At 67.0% G+C, this 26745-nt stretch carries 24 protein-coding genes and 1 riboswitch; of the genes, 14 read left to right on the top strand and 10 right to left on the bottom strand.

Annotated features, from left to right (window positions below):
- Positions 1-52: 52 nt before the first annotated feature.
- Genes AC3ANW_RS09080 through AC3ANW_RS09060 form a run of 5 tightly spaced genes read right to left on the bottom strand, consistent with a single transcriptional unit; the run spans position 53 to position 6233 of the window.
- Positions 53-841 carry an acetyltransferase domain-containing protein gene (locus tag AC3ANW_RS09080; RefSeq protein WP_488344851.1) on the bottom strand — a complete coding sequence of 263 codons (789 nt, stop codon included), beginning with the start codon at positions 839-841 and terminating at the stop codon, positions 53-55.
- Positions 842-888: 47 nt separating this feature from the next.
- Complete coding sequence (locus tag AC3ANW_RS09075) at positions 889-1197, bottom strand: hypothetical protein (protein WP_488344850.1); 309 nt, start codon at positions 1195-1197, stop codon at positions 889-891.
- A 43-nt stretch (positions 1198-1240) separates the two neighbouring features.
- Entirely contained in the window at positions 1241-5374 is a 4134-nt protein-coding gene (gene cobN, locus AC3ANW_RS09070) for a cobaltochelatase subunit CobN (protein WP_488344849.1), read from the bottom strand.
- Positions 5371-5730, bottom strand: a complete 360-nt coding sequence (locus AC3ANW_RS09065) for a DUF2149 domain-containing protein (protein WP_488344848.1) — start codon at positions 5728-5730, stop codon at positions 5371-5373. Before AC3ANW_RS09065 ends, cobN begins: the two co-directional genes overlap by 4 nt.
- Positions 5727-6233 carry a hypothetical protein gene (locus tag AC3ANW_RS09060; RefSeq protein ID WP_488344847.1) on the bottom strand — a complete coding sequence of 169 codons (507 nt, stop codon included), beginning with the start codon at positions 6231-6233 and terminating at the stop codon, positions 5727-5729. The genes AC3ANW_RS09065 and AC3ANW_RS09060 overlap by 4 nt, the downstream gene beginning before the upstream one ends.
- Before the next feature lie 79 nt (positions 6234-6312).
- Positions 6313-6551, bottom strand: a riboswitch (cobalamin riboswitch).
- A gap of 54 nt (positions 6552-6605) precedes the next feature.
- On the opposite strand from AC3ANW_RS09060, the gene AC3ANW_RS09055 reads away from it, so the two are divergent.
- From AC3ANW_RS09055 to AC3ANW_RS09045, 3 genes are all read left to right on the top strand, one after another.
- Entirely contained in the window at positions 6606-7526 is a 921-nt protein-coding gene (locus AC3ANW_RS09055) for a polysaccharide deacetylase family protein (RefSeq protein ID WP_488344846.1), read from the top strand.
- On the top strand, positions 7523-8503 hold the full coding sequence (locus tag AC3ANW_RS09050) for an NAD(P)H-quinone oxidoreductase (RefSeq protein WP_488344845.1): 981 nt from the start codon (positions 7523-7525) through the stop codon (positions 8501-8503). Before AC3ANW_RS09055 ends, AC3ANW_RS09050 begins: the two co-directional genes overlap by 4 nt.
- 106 nt (positions 8504-8609) lie before the next feature.
- Positions 8610-10214, top strand: coding sequence for a methyl-accepting chemotaxis protein (locus tag AC3ANW_RS09045; protein ID WP_488344844.1), 1605 nt, complete (start codon positions 8610-8612; stop codon positions 10212-10214).
- Positions 10215-10329: 115 nt separating this feature from the next.
- Here the strand turns inward: AC3ANW_RS09045 and AC3ANW_RS09040 are convergent, their stop codons facing one another.
- Positions 10330-11064, bottom strand: a complete 735-nt coding sequence (locus AC3ANW_RS09040) for a maleate cis-trans isomerase family protein (RefSeq protein ID WP_488344843.1) — start codon at positions 11062-11064, stop codon at positions 10330-10332.
- 134 nt (positions 11065-11198) lie between these two features.
- Between AC3ANW_RS09040 and AC3ANW_RS09035 the strand changes: the two genes are divergently transcribed.
- The 7 genes from AC3ANW_RS09035 to AC3ANW_RS09005 all read left to right on the top strand — a co-directional run bounded on the left by AC3ANW_RS09035 (position 11199) and on the right by AC3ANW_RS09005 (position 18412).
- A complete protein-coding gene (locus AC3ANW_RS09035) occupies positions 11199-11918 on the top strand; it encodes a GntR family transcriptional regulator (RefSeq protein ID WP_488344842.1) in 720 nt (239 codons plus the stop codon).
- 148 nt (positions 11919-12066) lie between these two features.
- Positions 12067-13437 carry an amidohydrolase family protein gene (locus tag AC3ANW_RS09030; RefSeq protein ID WP_488344841.1) on the top strand — a complete coding sequence of 457 codons (1371 nt, stop codon included), beginning with the start codon at positions 12067-12069 and terminating at the stop codon, positions 13435-13437.
- 115 nt (positions 13438-13552) lie between these two features.
- Positions 13553-14563 (top strand): ABC transporter substrate-binding protein, encoded by a 1011-nt coding sequence (locus AC3ANW_RS09025; protein ID WP_488344840.1) that lies wholly within the window; start codon positions 13553-13555, stop codon positions 14561-14563.
- A gap of 55 nt (positions 14564-14618) precedes the next feature.
- Positions 14619-15398: an ABC transporter permease gene (locus AC3ANW_RS09020; RefSeq protein WP_488344839.1), complete on the top strand. Its 780-nt coding sequence runs from the start codon at positions 14619-14621 to the stop codon at positions 15396-15398.
- A 16-nt stretch (positions 15399-15414) separates the two neighbouring features.
- On the top strand, positions 15415-16218 hold the full coding sequence (locus tag AC3ANW_RS09015) for an ABC transporter ATP-binding protein (protein ID WP_488344838.1): 804 nt from the start codon (positions 15415-15417) through the stop codon (positions 16216-16218).
- Entirely contained in the window at positions 16215-17654 is a 1440-nt protein-coding gene (hydA, locus tag AC3ANW_RS09010) for a dihydropyrimidinase (RefSeq protein ID WP_488345387.1), read from the top strand. Before AC3ANW_RS09015 ends, hydA begins: the two co-directional genes overlap by 4 nt.
- A gap of 8 nt (positions 17655-17662) precedes the next feature.
- The gene (locus AC3ANW_RS09005; RefSeq protein ID WP_488344837.1) at positions 17663-18412 is read left to right on the top strand and encodes an aspartate/glutamate racemase family protein; all 750 of its coding nucleotides are present in this window, start codon (positions 17663-17665) and stop codon (positions 18410-18412) included.
- 21 nt (positions 18413-18433) lie between these two features.
- On the opposite strand, the gene AC3ANW_RS09000 is transcribed toward AC3ANW_RS09005, so the two are convergent.
- From AC3ANW_RS09000 to AC3ANW_RS08985, 4 genes are all read right to left on the bottom strand, one after another.
- Entirely contained in the window at positions 18434-19744 is a 1311-nt protein-coding gene (locus AC3ANW_RS09000) for a nitrate- and nitrite sensing domain-containing protein (protein ID WP_488344836.1), read from the bottom strand.
- 35 nt (positions 19745-19779) lie between these two features.
- Positions 19780-20121 (bottom strand): nitrite reductase small subunit NirD, encoded by a 342-nt coding sequence (gene nirD / locus AC3ANW_RS08995; RefSeq protein WP_488344835.1) that lies wholly within the window; start codon positions 20119-20121, stop codon positions 19780-19782.
- Between the two features lies 1 nt (position 20122).
- Positions 20123-22657, bottom strand: a complete 2535-nt coding sequence (nirB, locus tag AC3ANW_RS08990; RefSeq protein ID WP_488344834.1) for a nitrite reductase large subunit NirB — start codon at positions 22655-22657, stop codon at positions 20123-20125.
- A gap of 285 nt (positions 22658-22942) precedes the next feature.
- The gene (locus AC3ANW_RS08985; protein WP_488344833.1) at positions 22943-23218 is read right to left on the bottom strand and encodes a hypothetical protein; all 276 of its coding nucleotides are present in this window, start codon (positions 23216-23218) and stop codon (positions 22943-22945) included.
- Between the two features lie 182 nt (positions 23219-23400).
- Between AC3ANW_RS08985 and AC3ANW_RS08980 the strand changes: the two genes are divergently transcribed.
- Genes AC3ANW_RS08980 through AC3ANW_RS08965 form a run of 4 tightly spaced genes read left to right on the top strand, consistent with a single transcriptional unit; the run spans position 23401 to position 26722 of the window.
- Entirely contained in the window at positions 23401-24414 is a 1014-nt protein-coding gene (locus AC3ANW_RS08980; protein ID WP_488344832.1) for a tripartite tricarboxylate transporter substrate binding protein, read from the top strand.
- Positions 24411-25319, top strand: coding sequence for a polysaccharide deacetylase family protein (locus AC3ANW_RS08975; RefSeq protein ID WP_488344831.1), 909 nt, complete (start codon positions 24411-24413; stop codon positions 25317-25319). The genes AC3ANW_RS08980 and AC3ANW_RS08975 overlap by 4 nt, the downstream gene beginning before the upstream one ends.
- Before the next feature lie 9 nt (positions 25320-25328).
- Positions 25329-26054: a GntR family transcriptional regulator gene (locus tag AC3ANW_RS08970; protein WP_488344830.1), complete on the top strand. Its 726-nt coding sequence runs from the start codon at positions 25329-25331 to the stop codon at positions 26052-26054.
- Positions 26051-26722: an aspartate/glutamate racemase family protein gene (locus tag AC3ANW_RS08965; RefSeq protein ID WP_488344829.1), complete on the top strand. Its 672-nt coding sequence runs from the start codon at positions 26051-26053 to the stop codon at positions 26720-26722. The genes AC3ANW_RS08970 and AC3ANW_RS08965 overlap by 4 nt, the downstream gene beginning before the upstream one ends.
- The last annotated feature ends 23 nt before the right edge of the window (positions 26723-26745 follow it).

The following is a 26745-nucleotide window of genomic DNA, read 5'->3' as shown; positions in this document are numbered from 1 at the left end:
CCCGGCGTTTTTTCATCCACCCACAGAAACGCGGCCTCGGCCGCGTTTCTGTTCATCGCCGTGTCACCCACGCCGCCGCGGCGACCAGACCCATCAGCACCGGCTGATGCAGCATGTACCAGGGCAGGCTGTGCCGGCCCAGCCAGGCCAGCGCAGTGCCGAGCCAGCCGCCTGGAAGCCTGCCATCAAGCCAGCCGGCGCGGTGTCGGCACAGCCAGCCGCCAGCCGCTACCCCCCACCACAATACCCCGAGCCACGGGAAGATGGGCACATAGTCCTCGGTGACCGGCTTGACCGTCACCAGCCCCAGCACCCGCAGCGGAACGCCGTTGAAGGCGGCTTCCAGACCACTGCCGGGCAACAGCGTTCCGGCCAGTGTCGGCAGAACCAAGGCGACCGCGCCGAGAGGCCACAGCCAGACGCCCGATCCGGCCGTCAGCCGGGCGACGATCAGCATGACGGCCAGCCCGTGCAGCACACCGAAGCCGATGAAACTTTCGGGAAATATGAAGTAGGAACCGACGGTCACCAACAGTGCGCAGGCCGCCACCTGCGCCCAGCGCCTCCAGAAACGTGGCCAGCCCTGCCCTGCCTGCAGCGCCAGCGCCTGGCCGATGCCGGCGCAGAACAGGAACAGGCTGACGATGACGATGCGCTGGCTGGTCCACAGCGGGTCGCTCAGCATCTGCTGGCGGCTGAATCCGAAAAAGGTGAGGTCGAAACAGAAGTGGAAGACGCTCATCCACACAACGGCAAAACCGCGCAGGGCGTCGAGGCGCGCTGCGCGGTTTCGGATGCCGGAAAGGCGGAAGGAACTCGGTGACAGGCGGTCGGCGGACATGCCTGCAGTTTAGTTTCCCCTCGTGTCCCTTACCGGGTCTCGACGGCTCAGTAGCTCTTCGGGTTGACCGACGGCGAAGGGATTTCGCCCCCCTTGTTGGCGTCCTTCATCTGGGCACGTTTAGCCATGCGGGCTTCCTTGTTGGCAGCCTTGGTGGCCGCACGGGACTCCTTGCTCGGCCGGTCCGCCTTCATCGGAGCCATGCTGCCGCTGCCTTCGCCGACCGGTTTGGCTGCGCTCCCCATCGGAAGCGCGGGCGACTTGTTGCTGCCGTCGGTCGGGCCGGGCGGTGTCTGGGCGAAGGCCTGCGATGCGAACAGGGTGACAGCGGCTATCAGGATTGCGGTCTTCTTCATGGTCTTTTTTCCGAGTTTGTGGATGGGCGATTTCCCGGAAACATTAGGCACCGGGAAACATGGAAACATCTTCCCTCTTGACAAAATTTGAGTTGTTACGACCGGTTCGAAGTTGTCGCACACCACCGGCGATGCCGGTCAGCAGGATCAGGCTCCAGGCGAACATCTGCAGCAGCCGCTGCAGCGCGACCGGCGTCGGCGGCGACGCGTCCGGCTGGCGCTCCAGGCGCAATGCCTGCGGTGGCCGTGCTGCAGCCGTCGCGGGCGTCGCGGGCTGAGGCGTTGGCTCGGCGACCGGCGGCGGCGGCAGGAACGCCGCGTCGGCCTGCGCCCGTGCCATGCCCGCCGCCATCTGCGGCGACTGGGCAGCAAATGGGTCGTTCGCATCGACCCAATGCCGCACCGACGCCAGTTCGTTGGCCAGCGGCGTATCACGGGTCAGTTCGCGGTACAGCCTTGCGACCTGCGCCTGTGCGTCGGCATCCGCTGCCCAGTAACCCTGTTTCTGCGCCTGCACCAACCGTTCCAGCGTCTGCGCAAAGGCTTGAGGATGGCTGAGCATCCACGCCGGAATGCCCATCCTGTGTTTGTCCTGGACCAGCACTTCATAGAAGCTCTGCCAGTGGTCGGACCTGATGGTGTCCTTGGCAACCGCCTGCCAGCCCCAGGCGAACTGCACCGCCTTCAGCACCTGCAGGGTGCCCGAATAACCTTCCTGTTTCTGCGCCTCGATCCAGCCTGGGTGCAGGTAACGCGACTGCATCTCGAGCGCGATGGTGCGTTGTGCCGATTCGGTGCGCACCTCGCCGCTGTCCTGCACCTCGCTGACGTACAGGTCCAGCCCTTCCTTGCGGCCGGCGCTGCGGGCTGCCGCCGACAGGCCACCGAGGTACTGGAACGGGTCGTCCGAACTCACCATGCCGTAGAGGTTCGAACTGCGCGACATCACCGCGGCGTCGGTATGCCGCAGGTGCGAACCCAGCGCCTGGGCGGCCGCGCCATCGGCCAGTCCTTCCACCGGCCGGCCGTCGATGTAAGGCTGGCTCATGCGCTGCAGGAACATGTCGCCCAGCCGTGTGTCGTCACGCTGCAGGCCGTCGTCCTGCACCGCTTCGGCGATGCCGGTGCCGTAGTCGCCGGCGGTGTTGCCGAAGGCGCGGGCGCGGGCCAGCAAGGCGGCCTGCTCTTTCGGTACACCGCGCTGCAGCAGTTCGGTCTCGACCTGGCGGGTGTTGCGGGCGATGGCGTTCGCGCCACCGCCATCGGCCGGAGCCGCCCCGGCCAGCGCCACCGCCCTGTCCAACAGTCCCATCAAGGCCGGAAACTGGTCGCGGTAGGAGCCGGTGACGCTCAACAGCACATCGACCCGTGCGCGTTTCAGATCGGAAGATGGAACCAGCACCACCGCTTGCGGCCGGCCCGAGGCGTCCCAGACCGGACGCACTCCCAGAGCCACCATCGCTTGCGCCTCCAGCACGCCCTGCTGTCGCAGGGTTTCGCCGGCCCACAGCGACAGGGCCAGCCGCTCGGGCATTCGACCGCTGTGGTCGCGCTGCCAGCCCTTCAGCCATTCGTCGAAAAGGCTTTGAGCCACCGCGTAAGCTTGTTGCGTGGGCAGGCGGGCCGGGTCCAGGCCGGTCAGGTTGCGGCCGGTCGGCAGGCTGTCGGGGTTGCGGATGGGGTCGCCGCCGTAGGCCGCGGAGACGAAGCGCCCGTCCAGCGCCGCCAGCAGGCCCGGCAGTTCTCCTTCGGTCGCCAGCAGCTTGTCGAGTTGCTGCGCCCGCTCGGCCAACGCCAGCAGGGCCGGCGTGTCGATCGGCTTGAGGGCTGCATGGTTGGGCACGAAGGCGGTACCCGGCAGGTCCCTGCGGGGTTCCTTGCGCAGGTCGAGCACGCTGGCGGCCTGCGGGTCGCGCAGGGCCAGGTCGAGCCAGCGCGCCGGGCGGGCAGCGGGCATGGCGGCGTAATCGATCAGGAAGGCCTCGTCGATGTCCTCGCCCAGCGCCTCGATCAGCGGCTTGCGCAGCGCCTGCATGACGGTCTGGCGGCGCAGCGTGGCGTCCGGCACCACACCGAAGACTGCCAGGCCCTTGGGTTGCGAGCTTTGCGCCAGCTGGTCAAGGTAGGGATGCAGGATTTCCAGGAAACCCTCGAAATGTCCTGCGATGCGTTCCGGTGTCCAGCCCAGGTCCCGGTGCAGCTGGTGTTCGGTGAACTGCTTGATGAGTTCTTTTTCCAGCGCTGCCCGGGTGGGTCCGGCGTCGACGGTTTCCCATTCGTGCATCAGCTCGTGCATGTGCGCCATGCGCCCGTTGAAGCCGGCCGGCGAGAACACCGGCGTCTTGTGGCTGACCAGCAGCGCGCGGCCCCGGCGTTTGGCGGTCAGCGCCTCGCCCAGGTTGTCGACGATATAGGGATAGACCACCGGCACGTTGCCGGCTGCGGCCGTCAGCGGCAACAGCGCGTCGTCGTCCACGTCCAGGCCGCGCGCCTTGCCAGGCGCCCATTCCTGGGTGCCGTGGGTGCCGAAGTGGATGAGTGCGTCGGACTGCCCCGTCCACAGATAGACCGCCAGGTAATGGTGCGACAGCGGGGTCTTGCTGCGGTGCATGAAGGGATTCTGGCCGGACCTCAGAGTCTCTTCGCGCGGCGGCTGCGGCAATACCGAAAGTTTGCCGACCTTCATGCGTGGGATGACAAACACCTTCTGCCCCTGCCAATCGACGACATAGGGGCTTTTTTCCGCTTCGCCCCATTGGCCGACGACACGTTGCCGCACAGCCGCGGGCAGGGTGGCGAACCAGCGCCGGTAGTCAGCAAGCGGCAGCGCGGCGGCCTGGTCGAGTTGCAGCAGCGACTTCAGGTCGGTGCCGGGGTAATAAGCCTTCAGCAGCGGCTGCAGGCCCGAGATCCAGTCGGCCTCGGGCACACCGCGCGTGTCGTAGCCGGCCTCTGCCAGGCCGGCGGAAACCCGCTCCAGGCTGCGCGGCACATTCAGGAACGAGGCTCCGAAATTGGTGCCGCCCGCCGGATAGTTGTAGACCATCGCCACCAGCTGTTTGGCGGACTCCGGCCGGATCTGCAGCGCGATCAGGCGGCGCGCCTTGGCGACCACCGCATCGGCCTGGCGATCGATCAGCGCGGTGCCCTTGCCGCCGGCGCCCCGGGCCGCCATCAGCACCGGGTCGATGGCGCCGGCCCCTTCGGGCTGAGCCAGGTAGAAGGGCACGTCGCCGCTGCTCAGGCCGGTGGCGTCGGCGGCCCAGGCGGCTTCGTCGCCGTTGCGGAACGGCTGGGTCGCCAGCAACGGCGTGCCCCAGCGTTCCAGCAGGGGCTGCAGTTCCGCGCCGCGCGGCAGCAACTGGTGCAGCACCAACACCCGCGCATGGGCACGGCCGTCGCCCATTTGCAGCAGCTCTTGAAGTTCGGCCGCGCTGGTCGATTGCGAGAACACCGCATAGGCCAGCAGACCCTGCTTGCGGAAGGACCGCAGCCAGTCGTCCAGCCATTCGGTGCTGCCGTCGACGAAGTGATAACGGTGCACCAGCACGGCGACGGCCGGCAGCGCCCGGACGTCCGGCTGATTCGATTGCCAGTCGGCTAGCGCGCGGGCATCGCCGAAGGTCTGCGTCATGTCGGGCAGGTAAAGGCCCTGGGTCGGCCAGGGCACCGGCGGCGGCAGGTTCGGCGCTGGTTCGCCGTCGGCCACGGCGCGTGCCAGGGCCATGGCGGGCGCCAGGTTGCGTTCGCCGCCTGCCCGCAGGTAGCCGGCCAGGCGAAGGGCCGCATCGCCGGAAACGGCGGGGCCTTCCTGGGTGATCCAGACGGTGCGCGGCGCGGGCAATTCACAGCCGGGAGCCTGTTGCAGCAAGCCCCGCAGACGCGCCTCGATGGACGGATGGCGCGCATCGATCCATACCAAGGCAGCACTGCCGCAGGCGGCGCGCAAGGTGGCGGCCTTGCCCTCGGCCAGGCGGGCCGGGCCGGTGATCGGATATTCCAGATGCTCCACCGCGAACCCGGCCTGCGCACCCAGCCGTTCGACCAGTTCGGTGCGGCTGGCGGTGGTCACGTCGGCGGTCAGCCAGAGCAGTTTGCCGGCCGCCTGCGCGCCGGCCGCGGACAGGCACAGCCAGGCCGCCAGCAGCAGCCGGCGGATAAAGGGCGCGCCCGTCATTTGGCGAACTGGGCAGGCGCGGCACCGGCCTTGGCGGCCTCGGCTTCCGGCACATAGACCATGGTGCCGTCTTCGAGTGTGTAGGCCACGCCGGCCCGGGTGCCCTGCCCCGCGCTGGCGCTGCCCGCGCCCTTGAAGTGAACGTCCTTGCCTTTCTCGCGCACGACGATTTCCATGTCGGGTTTGCCGGCGTTGCGGACCACCGTCGCGCCTTCGGGTATCTGGCTCTGCTTCTGTGCGGCCACCGCGGTCAGCAGCGCCACCACCAGCACCAGGAATACGTCGACGAGGTTGACGGCCGACAGCATCGGGTCGTCGTCTTCCTCATGCAGTATCTGCAGGCTGCCGCGGCTCATGCCACGGCTCCGGTGGTTGCTGCCGCTCCTGCCAGCATCACGGCCGCCTTTTCACGCTGCCTGCGCACCACCATCAGTTCGGCCAGCAACCAGCGCCGACGCACCGAATAGACCACCAGCCCGATCGATGCCGCGGCCAGCGCCAGCACCACGCCGGCAAACGCACCGCTGAACACCGCAAGGGCCTGCTGCCCCTGTCCGCCCGCCACGCTCTGCAGCGCAGGGCCCAGCGGCACCATCGTCGCGATCAGGCCCAGCATCGGGGCCAGCCGGCTCAGCAGGCGCACCGGTTCGATCCGCCGCAGGATCGCCATCTCCAGGTCGTCCATCGAGGTGTCGGGCGTGACCACCAGCGCGCGGTAATGCGGCTGGCGCCAGCGCTGCAGAGCCTCGACCAACGTGGCACCGGCGAGCCAGACCGAATACAACGCGGCCAGTCCGACCAGCACCAGAACCGGCACGAGCAGCGACTGCGCAACCTGTGCAAAACCTTCTTCGAGCATGAAATTTTTCTCTGAATGCCCATGCGTGGGCGAGTCCTCGCCGGCATCCCCGCCGGGTCTGGACAAAAAAGCCGGGCCGAAGCCGGGCGACAGGTTGGCCGGTATCCGGGCTGGGCAGAAGCAAACACCCGTCGCCTTCCCGGACGTTCGTCCAGTGGCTGAAGAGGGGCGCCGAACCGTCCGTCAAAAAGACGGTTCCTCCTGCCGACCGTTGCGGGGGCAGCGCAGGTCCAGGAGGTCATAAAGATCGCCCGGCCTGCTTCCCGTTGAACTGCGCGCCAGATCTGGCCCGCGAGCACCAACATGCGGGATTCTATGCATGGCACGCCCATTGCTCGCGCTCCATCACACCCAACCGATACGGAGACCGCCTTGCCCCAGGGACAAAACCAGCCACAGGCCAGCTATGTCGGCGCGCTGCCGCACCACGACCGCTTCGACTACCAGCCCATCCACCGGCGCACCGGCTACCGCTGGCCCAACGGCGCCGGCCTCGCGGTTTACCTGGGTTTCAACCTCGAGCACTTCGCCTTCGGTGAGGGACTTGGCGCCAACATCGGCCCGATATCACCCGAACCCGACGTGCTGAACTACGCCTGGCGCGAATACGGCAACCGGGTCGGCGCCTGGCGCTGCCTCGAACTCTTCGACAGCCTTGACCTGCCGACCGGCGCCATCGTGAACACCGCGCTGTACGACCACTGCCCGGAACTGGTGGCGGCCTGCGTCGCACGTGGCGACGAACTCATCGGCCACGGCCACACCAACGCCGAACGCCAGGGCCGCCTGGGCCAGGCCGATGAACGCCGCCTGCTGCACGACTGCCGCGAACGCATCCTGAAAGAAAGCGGCGTTGCCCCGGCCGGATGGCTGTCGCCCTGGATATCGGAAAGCCCGCTGACCCCCGACCTGCTGGCCGAAACCGGCTACCGCTACAGCCTCAACTGGTGCCACGACGACCAGCCCCACCGCATCCGCACCCGCGGCGCCAACAACTTCTGGTCGGTGCCCTACCCGCAGGAGCTGAACGACATCCCGATGATCATCGGCCGTCAGATGGACTCCGAAGCCTTCTGCCGCATGGTGGTCGACAACTTCGACGAGATGCTGCAGCAGGCCGAAAAACAGCCGCTTGTGATGGGCCTGGCTCTGCATCCGTACATCGTCGGCCAGCCCTATCGCCTGCGCCACCTGCGTGCCGTGCTGCAGCGTTTTGCGGCAGCGCGCGACCGCGGGGACATCTGGCTGACGACGCCCGGCGCCATCTGCGCCCATGCGAACATCGCCACATGAAAGCCATCACACTTGAAAATTTCGGTGAAGCCGATGTCCTGAAACTCGAAGACGCACCCGACCCGGTGGTGCGCCCGCACGACCTCCTGGTTCGCAACCGCGCGGCCGGCGTCAACCGCGCCGACCTGAACCAGCGCCGCGGTGCCTACGGCCGCGCCGACTTCGGCGATTCCACCCTGATGGGCCTGGAGATCGCCGGCGAGGTGGTCGCCATGGGCGCCGAGGTCACCGGTTTCGCCATCGGCGACCGTGTCATGGGCATCGTCGGCGGCGGCTCGTATGCCGAACTGGCACGCATCGACCACCGCATGGCGATGGCCGTGCCCGCAGGCATGGACATCGTGATGGCCGGCGCCATCCCGGAAGTCTTCGTCACCGCCCATGAAGCCCTGCTGCACCTGGGCCGCCTGCAGGCCGGCGAGAAGGTGCTGATCCACGCCGCGGCCGGCGGTGTCGGTTCTGCGGCGGTGCAACTGGCGCACGCCGTCGGCGCACAGGTCTTCGTCACCGCCAGCGCCGGCAAACATGCCGAAGTCCGCGCGCTGGGGGCGGACATCCTGATCGACCACAAGACCCAGGATTTCGCCGAAGTGGTGAAGGCCGAGGCCGGCGAACGGGGCGTGGACGTGGTGATCGACTTCATCGGCGCGCCTTACCTGGAGCGCAACGTCCGTGCGCTGGCCGAAGGCGGCCGGCTGGTGCAGGTCGGCCTGATGGGCGGCACGGCGGCCGGCAGCCTGCCGATGGACCGGGTGTTGTTCCGTCATCTGCAGATCATGGGGACCGTGATGAAATCCCGCACTGCCGAAACCAAGCAGGCCATGACTCGCCGATTTGCCGACGCCTGGATCGGCCATTTCGCCGATGGTCGCCTGAAGCCCGTGCTGGACAGCCGCTACCCGCTGGCCCAGGCCGCGGACGCACACCGCCGCATGGAAGCCGGGCTGAACGTCGGCAAGATCGTGCTCGAACCCTGAGCCGCTTCAAGATCGGCGGTCGATTGCCGATAACCCCCACGTAGGCCCCGTTCCTTTCCGGACGGTGCCAGAAGCAGATTTCCTTTATTGAATCGCGGTGAACTAGATGTCTCTCTCTCGTGCACGGCTCGCGCCCCGTCTGGTGCTGGCTTTCGGACTGGTGTGCCTGGTCATGGCCCTGGCCTCGGCCGTCGGTGTCTGGCGGCTGGTCGAGTTGCGCGGCCTGGCCGACGACCTGGGCGGCAATTCATCCGAACGCGCCCTGCTGGCGCGCGAGCTTCAGGCCATCGTGGTGATCAGCGCCAGCCGGGCCGAAACCCTGCTGGAACTGGGCGACAACCCGGCCTACGTCAGCCGCATCGACGCCGACCGCAAGGCCACGTCGGCCCGCTCGGAAGTCGTCCGCAAGCGCCTCGAAGTGCTGGCCGAGGACGAGGGCTCCAAGCGCCTGTTCGCCGTCATCGACGAAAAGGGCAATGCCTTCCGAAGCGCGCGCGACGGTCTGGTCAAGCGCCGCAAGGCGGGCGAGACACTGCCGGCCGACGCCGTGGGAGGCACCCTGCGCCCCGCTGCGGACGCCTATGCCAAGTCGGTCGAGGACCTGGCCGAATACCAGCGCCAGCGTGTGGCCGAAGACCGCGCCGACGCCATCCACAGCGCCGACACCGGTGTCATGTTGCTGGTCGCCGGTTCGGTGCTGGGCCTGCTGCTGAGCGTTTTGTGCGGCTGGCTGCTGACCCGGTCCATCGTCGGGCCGCTGTCGCTGGCTTCCGGCATGGCCGGCCAGATCGCCCAGGGCGACCTCACCTCCAGCCTGCCGCCGGCACGACCCGGCAGCCGCGACGAAGTGCAGGCACTGCTGGCCGACCTGGGCGGCATGCAATCGCGCCTGGTAGCGCTGGTGGGCGACCTGCGCAATTCGGCCACCAGCGTGGCCGGTGCCAGTTCGGAAATCGCCGCCGGCAACAACGACCTGGCTTCACGCACCGAGCAGACCGCGTCCAACCTCGAGGAAGTGGCGGCCAGCATGGAAGAGTTGCTGGCCACCGTGCGCCAGACCGCCGATGCATCGCGCCAGGCCAACGGCTTGGCCGAATCGGCCGGTGGCGTGGCCCAGAGCGGCCAGGCTGCAGTGGCCAAGGTGGTGTCGACGATGGAGGGCATCGCGGTGTCGTCGCGCCGGATTTCGGAGATCACCGGGGTGATCGACAGCATCGCTTTCCAGACCAACATCCTGGCCTTGAACGCCGCTGTCGAAGCTGCGCGGGCCGGCGAGCAGGGCCGCGGGTTCGCGGTCGTCGCCGCCGAGGTCCGGACCCTGGCGCAGCGGTCGGCCACGGCTGCCAAGGAGATCGGCGGCTTGATCTCGGACAGCGTGCGGCAGGTCGGCGAAGGAACCCAGCTGGCACAGGCCGCGGGAGTGACGATGGGCGAGATCGTCGCCTCCGTGGCGCGGGTCACCTCGATCATCAGCGAGATCACGGTGGCGACCAGCGAGCAGAGCACGGGGCTCGGTCAGGTCAGCGAGGCGGTGACCAACCTGGATCAGATGACTCAGCAGAACGCTGCGTTGGTGGAGGAGTCTTCGGCGGCTGCCGAGGGGTTGAAGGCGCAGGCGCAGCAGTTGTCTGCCCTGGTGGGGACGTTCCGGTTGCCGGGGGGTGGGTCGGCTTTCTCCTCTGGCTCGGGTGATTATCTGGCTTTGAATTGAGCCTGGTTTTTTAATACGGCGAATGGTTTCGCTTCGCTCTGTTTTCTTCTTTTACGACTCCGTAGAGGTAGCAGAAGAAAAAAACAGAGCGAAGCGCAGATAACCCAAAAAAAAATCACTCACCCAAAGAAAAAATCGACCCCCAAGGCGCAAGACACCCGGTATCCACCCCCGCCAGCCGCAGCGCCTTCCATACCACCGTGGCGATGCTGTCATACACCGGCACGCCGTACAAAGCCTCAAGCTCCGGCACCAGCGGCGCCCCCCGCACATTGGTGCAGAGGATGGTCACCGCCTGCGGCCGGCTCGCCTCGGGCTGGTCCATCACATCGGCCACCATGTCGCGGATCTGCTGGTCAGTCACTTCCGAGAACGAAAAATTGTCCTGCAGCCCCAGGTGCCGCTCGGTGCAGCTGATGCCCGCAGCCGCGTAGTTGGCGACGATGGCGGCCTGCACGTCGGCACGGTAAGGCGTCACCAGCCCGAGCCGCGTGGCACCGGTCATCCGCAAGGCCTCGTTGAGCGCCAGCACCGAGGTACAAGCCATGGCACCCGTCCGCTCGGTGATGGCAGCGCACAGCCGTTCGTCGGCATCGAACCCCAGCCATGAAGACGAGGTGCCGCTCCAGCCGATGACCTGGCAACGGGCGTCGGCCAGCAACTCGGCGGCGGAAAGAATGCCGGATGGATCGAACTGCGCCAGGGCCGATGTCGACAGGGCGATCTCCGTCACGCGGAAACGCCCGAAATGGGCGCTGGTGTCGGGCACGTCGGCCAGCATCGCGGAAGTGACGGGCTCCAGGCGGGTGTTCGAAGACGGCGTGAGCATGCCGAGCAGGTGGCGGTTCATGGAATGGGCCGGACGGCGGCCAGCAGGTGAAAGTGCAATGCTCGATGCGAGATCCATGCCATCCTCCGGCCTTTTGTATCCAATCCGCGACTCCAGCCGAGTATTGCCGGCCCCGGAATTGCTAATCAACCGCCATGTCATCCGATCCCAAGACCCGCTCCGCCGTCCGTGCCGCGCCGCTTTCCAAGGCGGACATTCACGAACGCATCTACAACGCCATCGTCGAACACCGCCTGCTGCCCGGCACCAAGCTGCCGGAAGAAAAGGTGGCAGAACTGTTCTCCGTCAGCCGGACCCAGGTGCGGGGCGTGCTGCAGCGGCTGGCGGTCGAGCAGCTGGTGACACTCATTCCCAACCGCGGCGCCTTCGTTGCCACTCCGACTGTCGAAGAAGCGCGCGATGTGCTGGCGGTGCGCCGCACCCTGGAGCCGTCGATGGTGTCGCGGCTGATCGCCCGCATCGCCGCAGGCCGGGCCGACGGCGCGGTCGGCCAGTTGCGCGCCCTGGCCAAACGCGAACATGCCGCGCACCACGAGGGCGACCGGCGGGCCGCGGTGCGGCTGTCAGGCGAATTCCACGTCCTGCTGGCCGAACTGTCCGGCAGCAGCATCCTGGCGCGGATGATGCGCGAGCTGACCCCCCTCACCTGCCTGGCGATCCTGACCTTCGACACACCGCTGTCATCCGCCTGCCCGAACGACGAACATCTGGTGCTGATCGACGCCATCGAAGCGGGTGATGAAACGCTGGCCTGTTCATTGATGCACGACCACCTGATGCATATCGAAACCGCCCTGCGGCTGGACCGGGAGTCCGAGGTTGAAGTCGATCTGGCGGAAGTGCTGCTGGGCTGACGCGCCGGTCGCGCACCACTTGGTGCGCAGTTGGTCCAACTCGGTGCGGCGACACCTCGATGCCGTGCATGCTCCGGCTCGAACTCGTATTCAATATGTCATGAAATCGTATACATGACTGGCACACGATTTGCAGCCACCGGGAGGCATGGACACCCAAAACCCGCCGCCCCACTTCGACCTGATGATCCTGGACGCGATCGCGCTGACCGCCGATCCGGCCCGCCCCGAGATCCGCGACTGCGCACTCGGCGTACGCGATGGCCGCATCGCCTGGCTGTCCGACCAGCCGCCAGCCAACCACACCGCGGAGCGCACCCTGCGCCTGCCCGGCCATTTCATCACCCCGGGTTTCGTCAATCCGCACACCCACAGCATGCTGTCGATGGTGCGCGGCGTGGCCGCCGACCTGGGTTTCGCGCCCTCCTACACACCGGGCATTCCCAAGGGCACGCAGCTGAATCCGCAGCAGGCGCAGGCATTGGCAAGACTGGGTGCGCTGGAGGCGCTGATGTTCGGCTCGACCCTGGTCGGCGACAACTTCGTGCATGCCGATGTGGCGACCGAGGCCATGGTCGAACTGGGCCTGCGGCTGTGCCCAAGCTGGCGCATCCACGATGTCGACTTCGCCCGCGTGGCCCAGGGCGAATGGCATTACGACCCGGCCATCGGCCGCCGCACGCTGGACGCCGGGCTGGCCCTGCGTGAGCGCTGGGCATCGCATCCGCGGGTGACGGTCAACCTGGCCGCCCATGCGGTCGACACCTGTTCCAACGACTTCCTGCGCGAGATCGCAGCCGCTTCGGCGCAATTCGGCATGGTCGTCAGCACTCACCTGGGCCAGAGCCGGGTCGAGGTGGAACGGGTGAAGGAACGCACCGGCCGCACTTCTACCGAGGTGCTGGAAGAAACCGGCCTGCTGAACCATCGCCTGATGGGCGGCCACTGCATCTACCTCACGCCCGAAGACATGCAGCGCATGGCGGCGGCCGGCGCACATGCGGTGCACATCCCCAAATGCAATGCAGCTTCCGGCCGCCTGGCGCCCACGCCGGCGCTGGCCCGCGCGGGAGTCGCCATCTGCCTGGCGACCGACACACAGCATGCCGACATGGTCGAACTGATGCGCTGGGCGTTGGCCACCGCGCGGGTGCAGGAAGGCGGCGTAAACGACGCCTGGCAACCGCGCCATGTCTTCCACATGGCCACTCAGGCCGGCGCAAACGCGCTGGGGATGGGCGACGAAATCGGCAGCCTCGCTCTGGGCAAGTCGGCCGACCTGGTGGTGTTCGACGCTAACCGGCCGCACCTTCGCCCGCATGTGAATCCGCTCGGCAACCTGGTGCACACCGGCCAGGGGCGCGACGTGCGTTTTGTCTTCGTCGAAGGGGAGATGCTGGTGGCGGACGGCCAACCGACGAAGGTCGACATGGACACCGTGTGCGCCGAAGCCGAAGCGGCGTGCCATGAACTCTGGGGCGCTGAAGGCGTGCACTACTGGCGTTCGTCCGCCAGCTGACCCCACCCGCAACCTGTATCCATAACCAAAAAACATTGGATACACCCTTGGCATGCCGCTTGCTCGCAAAACTGCCATACGGCAGCAGCCGCCCGCCGCCCTTCCAGGAGTCCTCATGTTCAAAGTGATCGCGAAACTCGTATTCGCCGGAGCCGCCATCGCAGCTGCGGTCATCCCGCTGGCCAGCCGTGCGCAGGACAACAGCATCAAGCTCGGTTATGCCAAGTGCGCCCATTGCACGCCGCTGGCCCTGACACCGGAGCACGCGCAGAACGTCAAGCTCGAAGCCATCGGGTTCAACACCGGTAACGATGTGCTGACCGCCCTGCTGTCCAAGAGCATCGACGTGGGCCAGGTCACCTACCTCCACTACGCCACCGCGCTCGACAAGGGTTTCGACCTGGTCGCCATTTCCGGCCAGGTCAATGGCGGTTCGCAGATCCTGGTCGGCAACGACGTACCGCTGGCCGAAAACGACTGGGCCGGGTTGAAAGCGCTGATCGCCAAATACAAGGCCGAAGGCAAACCGTTCCGCGTCGCGGCCTCGCGCGGCAATGCGCAGGACATCCACATGCGCGGCGCATTCGCCAGGCAGGGCATCGACGTCAACAAGGACGTGCAGTTCATCAACATCCCCAATCCTTCGGACCATGTGCAGGCGCTGCGTCGCGGCGAGGTCGAACTCATCTGCTCGGTCGATCCCTTCGCCACCCAGATCCGCCAGGTCAAGGCCGCCAAGTTCTTCGCCTTCCCCTATGACCAGGCCGCCGGCAAGCTGACCAACCTGATCCTGACCCGTCCGGACGTCATCGCGTCCAAACCCAGGGCGGTAGAAGAAACCGTGCGTTCCGTGGTCAAGGTGAACGACCTGATCGCCAACGACAAACCGCTGTTCGTCGCCACCATCCAGAAGATCACCGGCCTGGATGCGGCCATCGCTTCCGGCTCGGTCGACAACCTCTACCCCGACTACAGGATGTACCGCGCTCCGGCCGTGGCCATCGGCGCCATGATGCGCGACCTCAAGTACATCAACTCCGACGTCACCGCCAAGATCGAGAAGAACATGGACTACCGTTTTCTCGAAGCGGTGACGGGCAAACCCAAGTCGCAGCTGGGCTACTGAGGTGGCAGCGACGACGACGCCTTCCGCGCCGCCGTGGCGCAGGATCTACCGCCGCGTGGAACGCGCCATCGTCCCGGTGGCCGTGCTCGCGGGGTGGGAAATCTTCTCCCGCTCGGGTGTACTGCCGCCGGCCCTGTTGCCCGCGCCTTCGCAGGTATTTCTCGCATGGGCCGACTGGATCTTCGCCACCGACGGCAACACCCAGAACTACAGCGGCAACTGGATCTTCGACGTGGCCCACAGCTTCATGCGGGTGTTCGCCGGTTTCGCCATCGCGGGTGTGCTGGGGATCGGCCTGGGCATGGCCATCGGCTGGTCGCGCACGGTCGAAAAACTGATCGAGCCCACGCTGCAGATCCTGCGCCCGGTGCCGCCTGTCTCATGGATCCCGCTGGCCATCATCTGGTTCGGCATCGCCGACAAACCGGCCATCTTCCTGGTGTTCCTCGGCTCCTTCTTTTCGGTGCTGCTGTCCACCATCCACGGCGTCAAGACGGTCGACCGCAACCTGCTGCGCGCCGGCGCCATGACCGGCGGATCGCCCGGCAGGCTGCTGCGCTACATCGTGTTCCCGGCCGCGCTGCCCAGCATTTTCTCGGGCTTGCGCATCGCCATCGGATCGGCCTGGATGCTGACCGTCACCGCCGAGATGGTCGCCGTCAAGAGCGGCGTCGGCTACGTGCTGTGGGACTCGTATTACTTCCTGCGCTACGACCTGGTGATCGCCGCCATGGCCAGCATCGGGTTGCTGGGTTTCCTCAGCGACCTGGTCATCAAACTCATTGCCGGCCGGGTGCTGCGGTGGCAGCGAGGCTCCACCCTGCAGGCCAAATAAGCGGACAGGAAAAACCATGGCACTCATCACCGTCGACCGCGTCTCGCGCTTGTTCGAAGACGCCAAGCGCGGCAAACCCGTGGTCGCGCTGGACGGCGTCAGCGTCAGCGTGGCGCGCAATGAATTCCTCTGCCTGCTCGGCCCCAGCGGTTGCGGAAAGTCGACCCTGCTCAACATGATCGCGGGTTTCGACCATCCGACCACCGGCACCGTGTCGGTCGGCGGCCAGCCCGTCACCCGGCCCGGCGCCGACCGCGGTGTCGTCTTCCAGCAGGCCAACCTGATGCCCTGGCTGCCAGTCTGGGAAAACGTGGCTTTCCATCTGCAGATGCGTGGTGCACCCAGGGCCGAACGCCGCGAGAAGGCCCAGCGTTTCATCGAGATGGTCGGCCTGAAGGGTTTCGAGAACCACTACCCCAGCGAGCTTTCCGGCGGCATGAACCAGCGGGTCGGCATCGCCCGCGCGCTGCTGATGAACCCCGAAGTGATCCTGATGGACGAACCCTTCGGCGCGCTCGACGAACAGACCAGGATGGACATGCACGGCGAACTGGTGCGGATCTGGCGCGAGAGCCAGAGCACCATCGTGTTCGTCACCCACGGCATCGACGAAGCCCTGGCGCTGGGCACCCATGTGGCGGTGATGTCGGCCCGGCCGGGTCGCATCCGCGAACTGCTACCCATCGACCTGGAACGCCCGCGCGACTCCACATCGCCACGGTTCAACGACTACAAGCGCCACATCCTCTCGTTGCTCCGGCCCCTGGATGGCCGCCCGACCCTGCCGATTTCAAGAGACAAACAACCATGTCCGAAATGACTTCACACGCCTTCGACCTGGTGGTGCGCAACGCCCACGCGGTCACCGCCTCCGACGAATTCGACTGCGACATCGGCATCAAGGACGGCGTCGTCGCCGCGCTCGGCCGCGGCCTGGCTGCCGGCGCACGCGAGATCGACGCGGCCGGCCGCCATGTGACGCCCGGCGGCGTCGATGCCCACTGCCACCTCGACCAACCGACGCCACCCCCGATCCGGATGGCCGACGACTTCGACACCGGCACCCGCTCGGCGGCCTGCGGCGGCACCACCACCGTGATCCCCTTCGCCGCCCAGGAAAAAGGCCATTCGCTGCGCGCCGCGGTGGACGACTACCACCGCAGATCCGACGGCAAGGCGCACATCGACTACGCCTTCCACCTGATCGTCAGCGACCCGACGCCCGAAGTGCTGACCCAGGAGCTGCCGGCGCTCATCGCCGAGGGCTACACCTCGTTCAAGATCTACATGACGTATGACGATCTGAAGCTGGACGACGGCCAGATCCTCGACGTGCTGGACGTGGCCCGTGAGCACGGCGCGATGGCCATGGTGCATGCCGAAAACTCCGACTGCATCGAATGGCTGACCAGACGCCTGGAGGCATCGGGCCGCACCGCCCCGCGGTTCCATGCGCATTCACGGCCGATGCTGGTGGAGCGCGAGGCCACGCACCGAGCCATCTCGCTGTCGCAGCTGGTCGACGTGCCGATTCTCATCGTCCACGTGTCCGGCAAGGATGCGGTGGAGCAGATCCGCTGGGCGCGCGGCCTGGGCCTGAACATCTTTGCGGAGACCTGTCCGCAATATCTTTTTTTGACCGCCGAAGACCTGGGGATCGAAGGCGACGGCGAAGGCAGCTACCTCGGCGCGCGCTGCGTGTGCAGTCCGCCGCCGCGCGACAAATCCAACCAGGAGGTCATCTGGAACGGCCTGGCGGACGGGACGTTCACCATCTTCTCGTCCGACCACGCGCCCTTCAGGTACGACGGCACCGAAGGCAAACATCCGGGTGGCGAAGAAGTCGCCTTCCGCCATATCCCCAACGGAATCCCGGGCCTGGAAACGCGCCTGCCGCTGCTGTGGTCCGAAGGTGTGCTGGCCGGCCGCATCACGCCGCAGAAATTCGTCGAGCTGACATCCACCAACCCGGCGAAGACCTACGGACTGCACCCTCGCAAGGGCACCATCGCCATCGGTTCGGACGCCGACCTGGTGATCTGGGACGAACGCGATGTGACGGTCGACAACCTCATGCTGCACCACGAGGTCGACTACACGCCCTACGCCGGCATGCAGCTGAAGGCCTGGCCTGGCACCACCATTTCGCGCGGCGACGTGGTGTGGGACGGCAAGGATTTCCATGGCCTCCAGGGCCGCGGCCGGTTCCTGGAATGCGGCGCGCCGACGCTGCTGCCGCGCAAACGCAAAGCGTGAATCCAGCCATGAAACTGTTGCTGATCAACCCCAATATCTCCGAGAGCGTTTCAGACCTTATCGCCGCCGAGGCCCGTGCCAGCGCACCGGCCGGTTGCGACATCACCGTGATGACCGCGCCCTTCGGCGTGGCCTATATCGAGACCCGGTTCGAAGCCCTGATCGGCGCCTATGCCACGGCGCAGCTGGCGGCCGAACACCATGCGGGTTACGACGCGGTGATCGTCGCGGCTTTCGGCGACCCCGGCCTGTCGGGCTTGCGCGAGGCGCTGCCGGTGCCGGTGCTGGGGCTGACCGAATCGGCACTGGCCAGCGCCTGCCTGCTGGGGCACCGGTTCTCCATCGTCGCGATTTCGCAGCGGATCCAGGCGTGGTACCGCGAGGTCGTGGAGTCGCACGGACTGCAGCATCGGCTGGCCAGCATCCGCGCGCTGGACCGGCCGCTGGCGTCCATCGGCGATGTGCAGTCCCAGCATGGCGATGCGCTGATGGCACTGTGCGAGAAGGTGGTGAAGGAGGACGGCGCCGAGGTGATCATCCTGGCCGGTGCGCCCCTGGCGGGGCTGGCGCGGAGCCTGAAGGGGCAGTTGCCGGTGCCCGTGGTCGAAGGGGTTTCCAGTGCTGTCCGGCATGCGGCTTCGATGATCGCATTGCAGCCCGGGAAGGCCCGGATCGGGAGTTTTTCGCCGCCGCCCTCTAAGGACCACCGGGGGTTGCCGGAGGGCATTGCACGCCTGCTGGCGGGGGCCGGCGGCTAGCGCAGAAGGTTCTCCAAGGCTTTAGCGCCGCTCATCCCGCCCCACCGCGCCCAGCCGCGCAAGCGCCGCATCCGGCTGCGCCAGCGTGGCCTCGGCGACATCCACCATCCGCCGGTTGTGGTCCATCGAGGTCTTCTGCAAAGCCCGGAAGGCAGCCTCTTCGCTCATGCCCAGCCGCGCCATCAGCACGCCCTTGGCGCGTTCGACCAGCTTGCGTTCGTTGAGCGTGGACCGGGCGGTGGCCAGCTCGGTTTCCATCGACGCCAGGCGCTCGGACTGCATCTGCAGCAAGGCGTGCAAGGACGCTGCCTCACCCGCAGCAGGCAGAGCGGGCGCCTGCCCCGGAGCCAGCGCGTTGTCGAAGAACCGGTCGACCGCCTGGCTGCGTGATGGCGGGTTGTCGCGCAGGCTGCGCAGCAATCCGCGCAGGTCCAGCAGTTCCTGCTGCGCGTCGCGAACCCTTTTGGCACACACCTCGCGCAGCCGTTCGACCAGCCGGGTCTGCAATAGCCACAGGCCGTCGATACGTTCGGTGCAGACGTCGAACCAGGCGTGGCTCAGGTTGCTGTCCAGCACCGCGCCGTCCCTCGCCGTACACAGCGTGCGGCGCAGGCGTTCGAGCCGCGCCACGGCTGGCAGATGCTGTTGCCGTTCGAGCGCCTGCACCAGCGGCGGCTCGGCGAATTCGGCGAACACCACCAGGCTGCGTTCCTGCGCTTCGATAAGGCTCAGCACCCGCTGCTGCTGGGTTTCATCGCCCAGGCCGGAGGCGTAGAGCAAAGCGCCCACCGCACGTTCCTGGCCGGCTTCTTCCTGTGCCTGAACCAGATGCAGCAAGGCCACCAGCAGCCGGGACACGCTGGGCACACCAGCCGCATCGGCCACCAGGAACACCAGTTCGATCAGCCCTGCGATGAGGTGGCTGAAAGCGGCCACCAGGTCGTGCGCGCTCATGGCCTGGCGTTCGATCTGGCCGCGCAGACCGTCCATCGCGTCCAGACCCAGCAGTGCCCAGGCCATCAGCGAAAGCGACTTGGCGGTCGCGCCCTGCTGCGGCTCGACGTGCTGGGCGAACACCGCACGCAGGCGGGCCTGCGCCACCACGCTTTCGGCGATGAGGGCACGGCGTTCATCGCCGAAGCGCTCGCCGTTCGACGCCAGGTAGATGCTGGAAGCACCGCGTTCGCGCTGCAGACGCTGGATCAGCTGGCCCAGCGCATCGACCAGGTCGGTGCGGCTTGCCAGCTGGCGCGCGGCGTCGATTTCAAGCTGCTTGGCGGCCAGCACCAACGCGGACGCGGACGCGGAAAAAGGCTCGGCCGCTTCGGGCATGGGGAACTCCTGGGTCGTGGCAGCCGGTGCGGCGCTCAACCGCCGAGCGCCACCAGCACCCGCTGTCCGTCGATTCTCACGCCATGCGCGGCCACCGAATATTCGGCCGCATCCAGGCATTCGCCGGTGCGCAGGTCGAAGCGGTTCTTATAGAGCGGCGACGCCACCACCAGCCGCTCGCCGACGCTGGCAAGCAGGCCGCGCGACAGCACGCTGGCACCCGATTTGGGGTCGATGTTGTCGATGGCGAAGAAACTGTCCCGGCCGATGCGGAACACCGCCACATGACGGCCTTCGACCAGCGCGCAGACACCGGTGCCGGGCAGGATGTCGTCGACATCGCACACGGCGGTGAAGTTCAGGCTCGGGGTTTCCATCTCAGGCTCCTTCCAGCGCGGGCGCACGTTGCGGGTCGCGCTCGTCGGCACGGGCCGGCCGGATCTGGCCGCGCTCCTCGACGAACACCACGTGTTCGTCGGCCTTGTCGCTGTTGACGAAGGAACGGAAACGCTTGCGGGTCTCGGGGTCGGTGATGGCGGCCTTCCATTCGCACTGGTAGGTGTCGGCCACGTGCTGCATTTGCGCTTCGAGTTCCGGGCAGATGCCCAGCGTGTCCTCGATCAGCACACCCTTGAGGTAAGCCAGGCCACCTTCGATGTTCTCGCGCCAGGTGCTGGTGCGTTGCAGCCGGTCGGCGGTGCGCACGTAGAACATCAGCACCCGGTCGATCATGCGCACCAGGGTTTCCTTGTCGAGATCTGAGGCGAACAGTTCGGCATGGCGCGGTTTCATGCCGCCGTTGCCGCAGATGTAGAGGTTCCATCCCTTTTCGGTTGCGATGATGCCGATGTCCTTGCCCTGCGCCTCGGCGCATTCGCGGGTGCAGCCGGACACACCGAACTTGATCTTGTGCGGCGAACGCAGGCCCTTGTAGCGATGCTCCAGCGCTACTGCCAGGCCCACGCTGTCGCCCACTCCGTAGCGGCACCAGGTCGAGCCGACACAGCTCTTCACCGTGCGCAGCGACTTGCCGTAGGCGTGGCCGGATTCGAAGCCGGCTGCGATGAGTTCTTCCCAGATCAGCGGCAGTTGCTCGACCCGCGCACCGAACAGGTCGACCCGCTGGCCGCCGGTCACTTTGGTGTAGAGGCCATATTTCTTCGCCACCTGGCCGACCGCGATCAGCCCGTCGGGCGTGACTTCGCCGCCCGGCATGCGCGGCACCACCGAATAACTGCCGTCCTTCTGGATGTTGCCCAGGTAGTAGTCGTTGCTGTCCTGCAGTCCGGCCAGGTCTTTTTTCAGCACGAACTCGTTCCAGCACGACGCGAACACATTGGCCGCCACCGGCTTGCAGACCTCGCAGCCCAGGCCCCTGCCGTGGCGCGCCAGCAGTTCGTCGAACGTGCGGATGTTGGCGACGCGGACCAGGTGGTAGATCTCCTGGCGCGAGTAAGCGAAATGTTCGCAGACATGGTTGTCGACCGCCATGCCGCGCCTGGACATTTCAAGTTTCATCACCTGCGTGACCAGCGGCACACAACCGCCGCAGGTGGCGCCGGCTTTGGTGCAGGCCTTGACGGCCGCGATGTCGCATGCGCCTTCGCCCACGGCGGCGTTGATCCGGCCCTTGCTGACGTCGTTGCACGAGCAGATCTGCGCGGTGTCCGGCAAGGCGTCCACGCCCAGGCCTGGCCTGGCCTTGCCGTCGCCGGACGGCAGGATCAAAAATTCGGGATCGGCGGGCAGTGCGATGCCGTTCAGCGCCAGCTGCAGCAGCGTGCCGTATTCACCCGCATCACCCACCAGCACGGCACCCAGCAGCTGCTTGCCGTCTTCGCTGACGACGATCTTTTTGTAGACACCCTTGCGTTCGTCCACGTACTGGCAGGTGCGGCTTTTCGGGGTGCGGCCGTGGGCGTCGCCGATGCTGGCCACGTCCACGCCCATCAGCTTCAGTTTGGTGCTCAGGTCGGCACCGGCAAAGCTGGCGTCGGCGTCGCCGGCGATGTGGCGGGCGGCGACGCGCGCCATGTCGTAGCCCGGCGCCACCAGGCCGAAGGTCTGTTCGTTCCACGATGCGCATTCGCCGATGGCATACACATCGTGGTCGCCGGTTCGGCAGGCGCTGTCGATGGCGACACCACCGCGCGGTGCGACCGCCAGCAGGCATTGGCGGGCCAGTTCGTCACGCGGGCGGATGCCTGCGGAGAAAACGATCATGTCGGTTTCCAGATGGCTGCCGTCGGCGAACACCATGCGGTGGCGGCAGCGTGCGCCATCGACGATTTCCAGCGTATTGCGGCCGGTGTGCACCGTCAGGCCCAGCGCCTCGATCTTGGCGCGCAGCAACTGGCCCCCGCCCTCGTCGACCTGCACCGCCATCAGGCGCGGCGCGAATTCGACGACATGGGTTTCCATGCCCAGATCGCGCAATGCCTTGGCGCATTCCAGGCCCAGCAGGCCGCCGCCGACCACCACGGCGGTCTTCGACTTCGCGCCGGATGCCTGCATGGCTTCCAGGTCCTCGATGGTGCGGTACACATGGCAGTGTTCGCGGTCGCGGCCGGGCACCTGCGGCACGAACGGGCTGGAGCCGGTGGCCAGCACCAGCTTGTCGTAGGGCAGCACTTCGCCGTCGAGGGTGGTCACCGTTCTGGCGCGGCGGTCGATGCTGGTGGCGCGGGCGGCCAGGCGCAGGCTGAAACCGGTGCGTTCGAAGAAACCGGCTTCGACCAGCGACAGGTCGTCCGCCGTCTTGCCGGCAAAGAATTCAGACAGGTGCACCCGGTCGTAGGCGGCGCGCGGTTCTTCGCACAACACGGTGACCTGGGCATCGGCGATGCCGGTTTCCGCCAGGCTTTCCAGGAACTTGTGGCCCACCATGCCGTGGCCGATAACGATGATTTTCATGGGATCCTTCGTGGGGACCCGGGGCGCCGAGGGCTTGGTGACGAGGCCGGCGCACCTCCGCTGGCGGGCCGGCACAACGCACCCTCGTGGAACCACGGGTGTGGGTTGGCGCCGTCATTAGCGGAAGAACTGATTTTTGCGGGCTGCATCACCCGCCACAGGCCGGAAAGCATGCAGAAACCGTGCCTGCGAACAGCAGCGAAAAACCCACCGAGATGCACCACAGTGCACCGCCTGAAGTGCAGCCGACTTGAAACGGTGCGTCGGCGTTGGCGAGACCGCCGATCAGCTTTCGAAAAACGCCGCCACGGCTTCCCAGCCCCGAGCGAAACCTTCACGCTCGGCGTCCACATGGTTGTCGACCATCGGCAACTTGTGTCGCACGCCGTCTGCCGCAGTGATGTAGGCGTGGATGGCATAACGGTCTTCGCCTGCGTCGTAACCGGTCACGACCTCGATCCGGTTGCCGTTGAAGCTGCCGGTCTGCACGCTGCGAATGGTGGCGGCCACACCTTGAGCCTGCTGGATAGAGAACTTGGCGGCGAGGGAAAGTTTGGACACGAAAAAGCTCCTGGATGAATTGCCGGAGTCTGGCCGATCCCTGGCGCAAAGGCGTTTCAAGACCGTACTTGGCATGGAAGCTGCGTTGATGAAGATTGTGCACAATGCCAGATGGCAAGTGCACAATTCGGGTGCGCGGCCAGATCGTTGCACCTCTCCTTCGTGTATTCAGGAGTCCTGCGATGTCTTGGCCCAAGCTGTTCACCCCATCCGTTTCCATCCAATCCGCCCTTGCGCTGGCGGTCGCGCTAGCCGCCGTGTTCGGCGCGCCGGCAGCCGTCGCGCAAGACGTTTCGAGCTACCCCGACAAACCCGTGAAGATCGTCGTCCCCTTCCCGCCCGGCGGCGCCGCGGACATGTTCGCCCGCATGGTCGGCCAGAAGCTCTCCGAGGCCTGGGGTAACAAGCCGGTGCTGATCGACAACCGCGCCGGCGCGGGCGGCGTGATCGGCACCGACGTGGTGGCCAAGGCTCCGGCCGACGGCAGCACCTTCCTGATGGTGACCATCGGCCATGCGGTGAACCCCTTCATGTACGCCAGACTGCCCTACGACACCAAGGCCGACCTGGTGCCGGTCGGTGTTGTGGCCCAGGTGCCCAGCGTGGTGGTCACCGGGCCGGCGCTGAAGGGCAAGTCGCTGAAGGACCTGATCGCCATGGCACGCGCCCGACCGGACGAGCTGCAATACGCGTCGTCCGGCGTGGGCAGCACCAGCCATGTCGGCGCCGCGCTGATGGAGTCGATGGCGGGCATCCACATGACCCACGTACCCTACAAGGGCGCAGCGCCTGCGCTGCAGGATGTGATGGGCGACCGGGTGGCGATGTCGGTGGACATCATCACGTCGTCGATGCCGCAGATCAAGGCCGGAACACTCAACGGCGTGGCCATCACCAGCGCCAGGCGCTCGCCCCGCCTGCCGGACGTGCCGACGGTGGCCGAGGCCGGTATTCCGGGTTATGAATTCACCTCCTGGTACATGCTGCTGGCGCCTGCCAGGACGCCGGTCGCGGTGCTGGAGAAGGTCAATGCCGAACTGCGCCGCATGGCTGCGTCGCCGGACTTCAGGGGCCGCGTGGAAGAGACCGGCGGCGACGTCGCCAGCATGACGCTCAAACAATCGTCCGACTACCTCGACGCCGAGTTCGTGCGCTGGGCCAAGGTGGTGAAGGACCGCAACATCAAAGCCGAATGAACCCCATCGACACACCGACGCACCCGCGCGATTTCCAAGGCTACGCCAACCGGCCGCCCGCCGTGACCTGGCCGGGCGGCGCGCGGGTGGCGGTTTCTTTCGTGCTCAATTTCGAGGAAGGCGCCGAGTTCTCGGTGGCCGACGGCGACGCCCGCAACGAAGGTGTGTACGAGGTCATCGACCCGCGCTCCGGCTGGGATCCGTGCATCGACAGTCACTTCGAATACGGCACCCGCGCGGCCTGGTGGCGCATCGCCGACACCTTCGACCGCTTCGATGTCCCGATGACGGTCAGCGCCTGTGGCCGCGCAGTCGAACGCAGCCCATGGCTGGCGCAGGACGCGGTGAGCCGCGGCCACGAGGTTTCGGCGCACGGCTGGCGCTGGGAAAGCCACGCCGGAATGACACCCGAACGCGAAGCCGCAGACATGGACGCCTCCATCCGCGCCATCGAGGCGGCGTGCGGCAAGCGCCCGCTGGGCTGGCATACCCGTTCGGCCTGCACACCGGCCACCCGCGGGCTGTTGGCCGAGCGTGGTTTCCTGTACGACAGCGACGCCTATAACGACGACCTGCCCTACTTCGTGCCGCTGGCCAGCGGGCCGCACCTGGTGCTGCCCTATGCCTTCGACACCAACGACATGCAGTTCCAGCACACCCAGCGTTTCGCCACCGCCGGGCAGTTCGCCGAATACGTCGTCGACGCCTACGACTGGCTGCTACAGGAAGGCGGCCATGCGCCGCGCATGATGTCCGTCGGCCTGCATCTCCGCATGATCGGCAGGCCGGCGCGGATGAAGGCGCTGGAGCTGATCCTGCGCCACATGCGAGCCCGGCCGGGTGCCTGGATCGCCACACGCGAACAGATCGCGCGCCACTGGATCGCCCATGCGGGGCCGCGCTAGAGTCGCCGGATGCATCCGCAGGAAAACACCATCTACCAGTGCCTCGCCCAGACACTGCTCACCGGAAGGCTGGCACCGGGTTCCCAACTGGTGGAGACCCGGCTGGCGCAGGTCTTCGGTGTATCGCGAGAACGGGTGCGCAAGGTGCTGCACCGGCTGGGCCATGAACGGCTGCTGGATGTGATAGCCAACCGCGGATGTTTCGTGCCCAACCCGACGCTGGCGCAGGCGCGCGAAATCTACGAGGCGCGGCGCATCGTCGAAGGCGGCATCGCCGGCCGGCTGGCGGGCCGGCTTGCCGAGCCGCAACTGGAAGCCCTGGCAGAACACGGCCGGCGTGAACACCAGGCGCTGCATGCAGGCGACCGGGCGCTGTCGATCCGTCTCTCTGGTGAATTCCACATGCTGCTGGCCGGTTTTGCCAACAGCCCTTTCGTGCTGCGTGAACTGCAGGAACTGGTCAGCCGGACCTCGATGCTGGTGGCTTTCTTCGAGCCTGCGGCATCGTCATCCTGCGCCTGCGAAGAGCACGAGGAAATCCTCGACGCCCTGCGGCGCGGCGACGGCGCACGTGCCATGAAGTCGATGCATGTGCACCTTTCGCTGATCGAGACACGGCTGATCCCGCGGGTTTCGCAACCGGACGAGGCGGACGACACCGACGCGGTGATCGCACGCGCCTGGGCATTGGCTAACACCCTGCCCGACGCGGCCGCGCCTGCCGCCTCGGCATGAAACTGGCCGTACTCAACCCCAACAACACCGCAGGCATGACCGACAGCGTGGTGGCCGAGGTGCGGCGCCTGCTGGACCTGGGCAGCCGCCAGGATGTGACGGTGCACGGCGCGACCTGCGCCAGCGGACCGGCGGTGATCTCCAGCCCCGCGAGTTTTGCGGCGGGTGCCCGCGCCATCGCCGCGGACTGGCCGGCGATGGACCGCGCCTGGCGCTCCGACGCGGTGCTGCTGGCCTGTTTCGGCGACCCGGGCCTGGCCGCGCTGCGAGCCGTCGCCGGACGCCCCGTCGCGGGCATGGCGACCGCGTCGCTGGATGCCGCGCTGGTTGCCGGTGAGCGTTTCCATATCGTCACCGCCGGAGCCGCCTGGGACGGAATGTTGCGGGCGTTGATCGCCACCCACCCGGCTGCGCCGCTGCTGCACGGCATCACCATCCTGCCCGCCGACGGCCTGGCCGCATCGCGCGACGCCGCAGGCACCGTGCGCCGGCTGCAGCAGGCCCTGCACGCACTCGCGCAGGACGGTGCGCCCCGCTGCATCCTCGGCGGCGCGGGTTTTGCCGGGCTGCGCCCGCAGCTGGCCTATCCGACGGTGCTGACCGACGGCATCGAGGCGGCCACCGCACAACTGCTGGCGGGCGAACGCGCGGCGCCGCACCCGGCCTGATCCACACGACGTCGGCTACCGGC

The organism is Xylophilus sp. PBN-3R (genome assembly GCF_057747805.1).
The sequence above is the reverse complement of the archived record's forward strand: the minus strand, read 5'-3'. Positions and strand labels throughout refer to the sequence as shown.

Bases quoted from the DNA above. Each gene is read 5' to 3' on its own strand.
- AC3ANW_RS09080 (WP_488344851.1), bottom strand. From the start codon at position 841: ATGTCCGCCGACCGCCTGTCACCGAGTTCCTTCCGCCTTTCCGGCATC.
- AC3ANW_RS09075 (WP_488344850.1), bottom strand. From the start codon at position 1,197: ATGAAGAAGACCGCAATCCTGATAGCCGCTGTCACCCTGTTCGCATCG.
- cobN (WP_488344849.1), bottom strand. From the start codon at position 5,374: ATGACGGGCGCGCCCTTTATCCGCCGGCTGCTGCTGGCGGCCTGGCTG.
- AC3ANW_RS09065 (WP_488344848.1), bottom strand. From the start codon at position 5,730: ATGAGCCGCGGCAGCCTGCAGATACTGCATGAGGAAGACGACGACCCG.
- AC3ANW_RS09060 (WP_488344847.1), bottom strand. From the start codon at position 6,233: ATGCTCGAAGAAGGTTTTGCACAGGTTGCGCAGTCGCTGCTCGTGCCG.
- AC3ANW_RS09050 (WP_488344845.1), top strand. From the start codon at position 7,523: ATGAAAGCCATCACACTTGAAAATTTCGGTGAAGCCGATGTCCTGAAA.
- AC3ANW_RS09045 (WP_488344844.1), top strand. From the start codon at position 8,610: ATGTCTCTCTCTCGTGCACGGCTCGCGCCCCGTCTGGTGCTGGCTTTC.
- AC3ANW_RS09040 (WP_488344843.1), bottom strand. From the start codon at position 11,064: ATGAACCGCCACCTGCTCGGCATGCTCACGCCGTCTTCGAACACCCGC.
- AC3ANW_RS09035 (WP_488344842.1), top strand. From the start codon at position 11,199: ATGTCATCCGATCCCAAGACCCGCTCCGCCGTCCGTGCCGCGCCGCTT.
- AC3ANW_RS09030 (WP_488344841.1), top strand. From the start codon at position 12,067: ATGGACACCCAAAACCCGCCGCCCCACTTCGACCTGATGATCCTGGAC.
- AC3ANW_RS09025 (WP_488344840.1), top strand. From the start codon at position 13,553: ATGTTCAAAGTGATCGCGAAACTCGTATTCGCCGGAGCCGCCATCGCA.
- AC3ANW_RS09015 (WP_488344838.1), top strand. From the start codon at position 15,415: ATGGCACTCATCACCGTCGACCGCGTCTCGCGCTTGTTCGAAGACGCC.
- hydA (WP_488345387.1), top strand. From the start codon at position 16,215: ATGACTTCACACGCCTTCGACCTGGTGGTGCGCAACGCCCACGCGGTC.
- AC3ANW_RS09005 (WP_488344837.1), top strand. From the start codon at position 17,663: ATGAAACTGTTGCTGATCAACCCCAATATCTCCGAGAGCGTTTCAGAC.
- AC3ANW_RS09000 (WP_488344836.1), bottom strand. From the start codon at position 19,744: ATGCCCGAAGCGGCCGAGCCTTTTTCCGCGTCCGCGTCCGCGTTGGTG.
- nirD (WP_488344835.1), bottom strand. From the start codon at position 20,121: ATGGAAACCCCGAGCCTGAACTTCACCGCCGTGTGCGATGTCGACGAC.
- nirB (WP_488344834.1), bottom strand. From the start codon at position 22,657: ATGAAAATCATCGTTATCGGCCACGGCATGGTGGGCCACAAGTTCCTG.
- AC3ANW_RS08980 (WP_488344832.1), top strand. From the start codon at position 23,401: ATGTCTTGGCCCAAGCTGTTCACCCCATCCGTTTCCATCCAATCCGCC.
- AC3ANW_RS08975 (WP_488344831.1), top strand. From the start codon at position 24,411: ATGAACCCCATCGACACACCGACGCACCCGCGCGATTTCCAAGGCTAC.
- AC3ANW_RS08970 (WP_488344830.1), top strand. From the start codon at position 25,329: ATGCATCCGCAGGAAAACACCATCTACCAGTGCCTCGCCCAGACACTG.
- AC3ANW_RS08965 (WP_488344829.1), top strand. From the start codon at position 26,051: ATGAAACTGGCCGTACTCAACCCCAACAACACCGCAGGCATGACCGAC.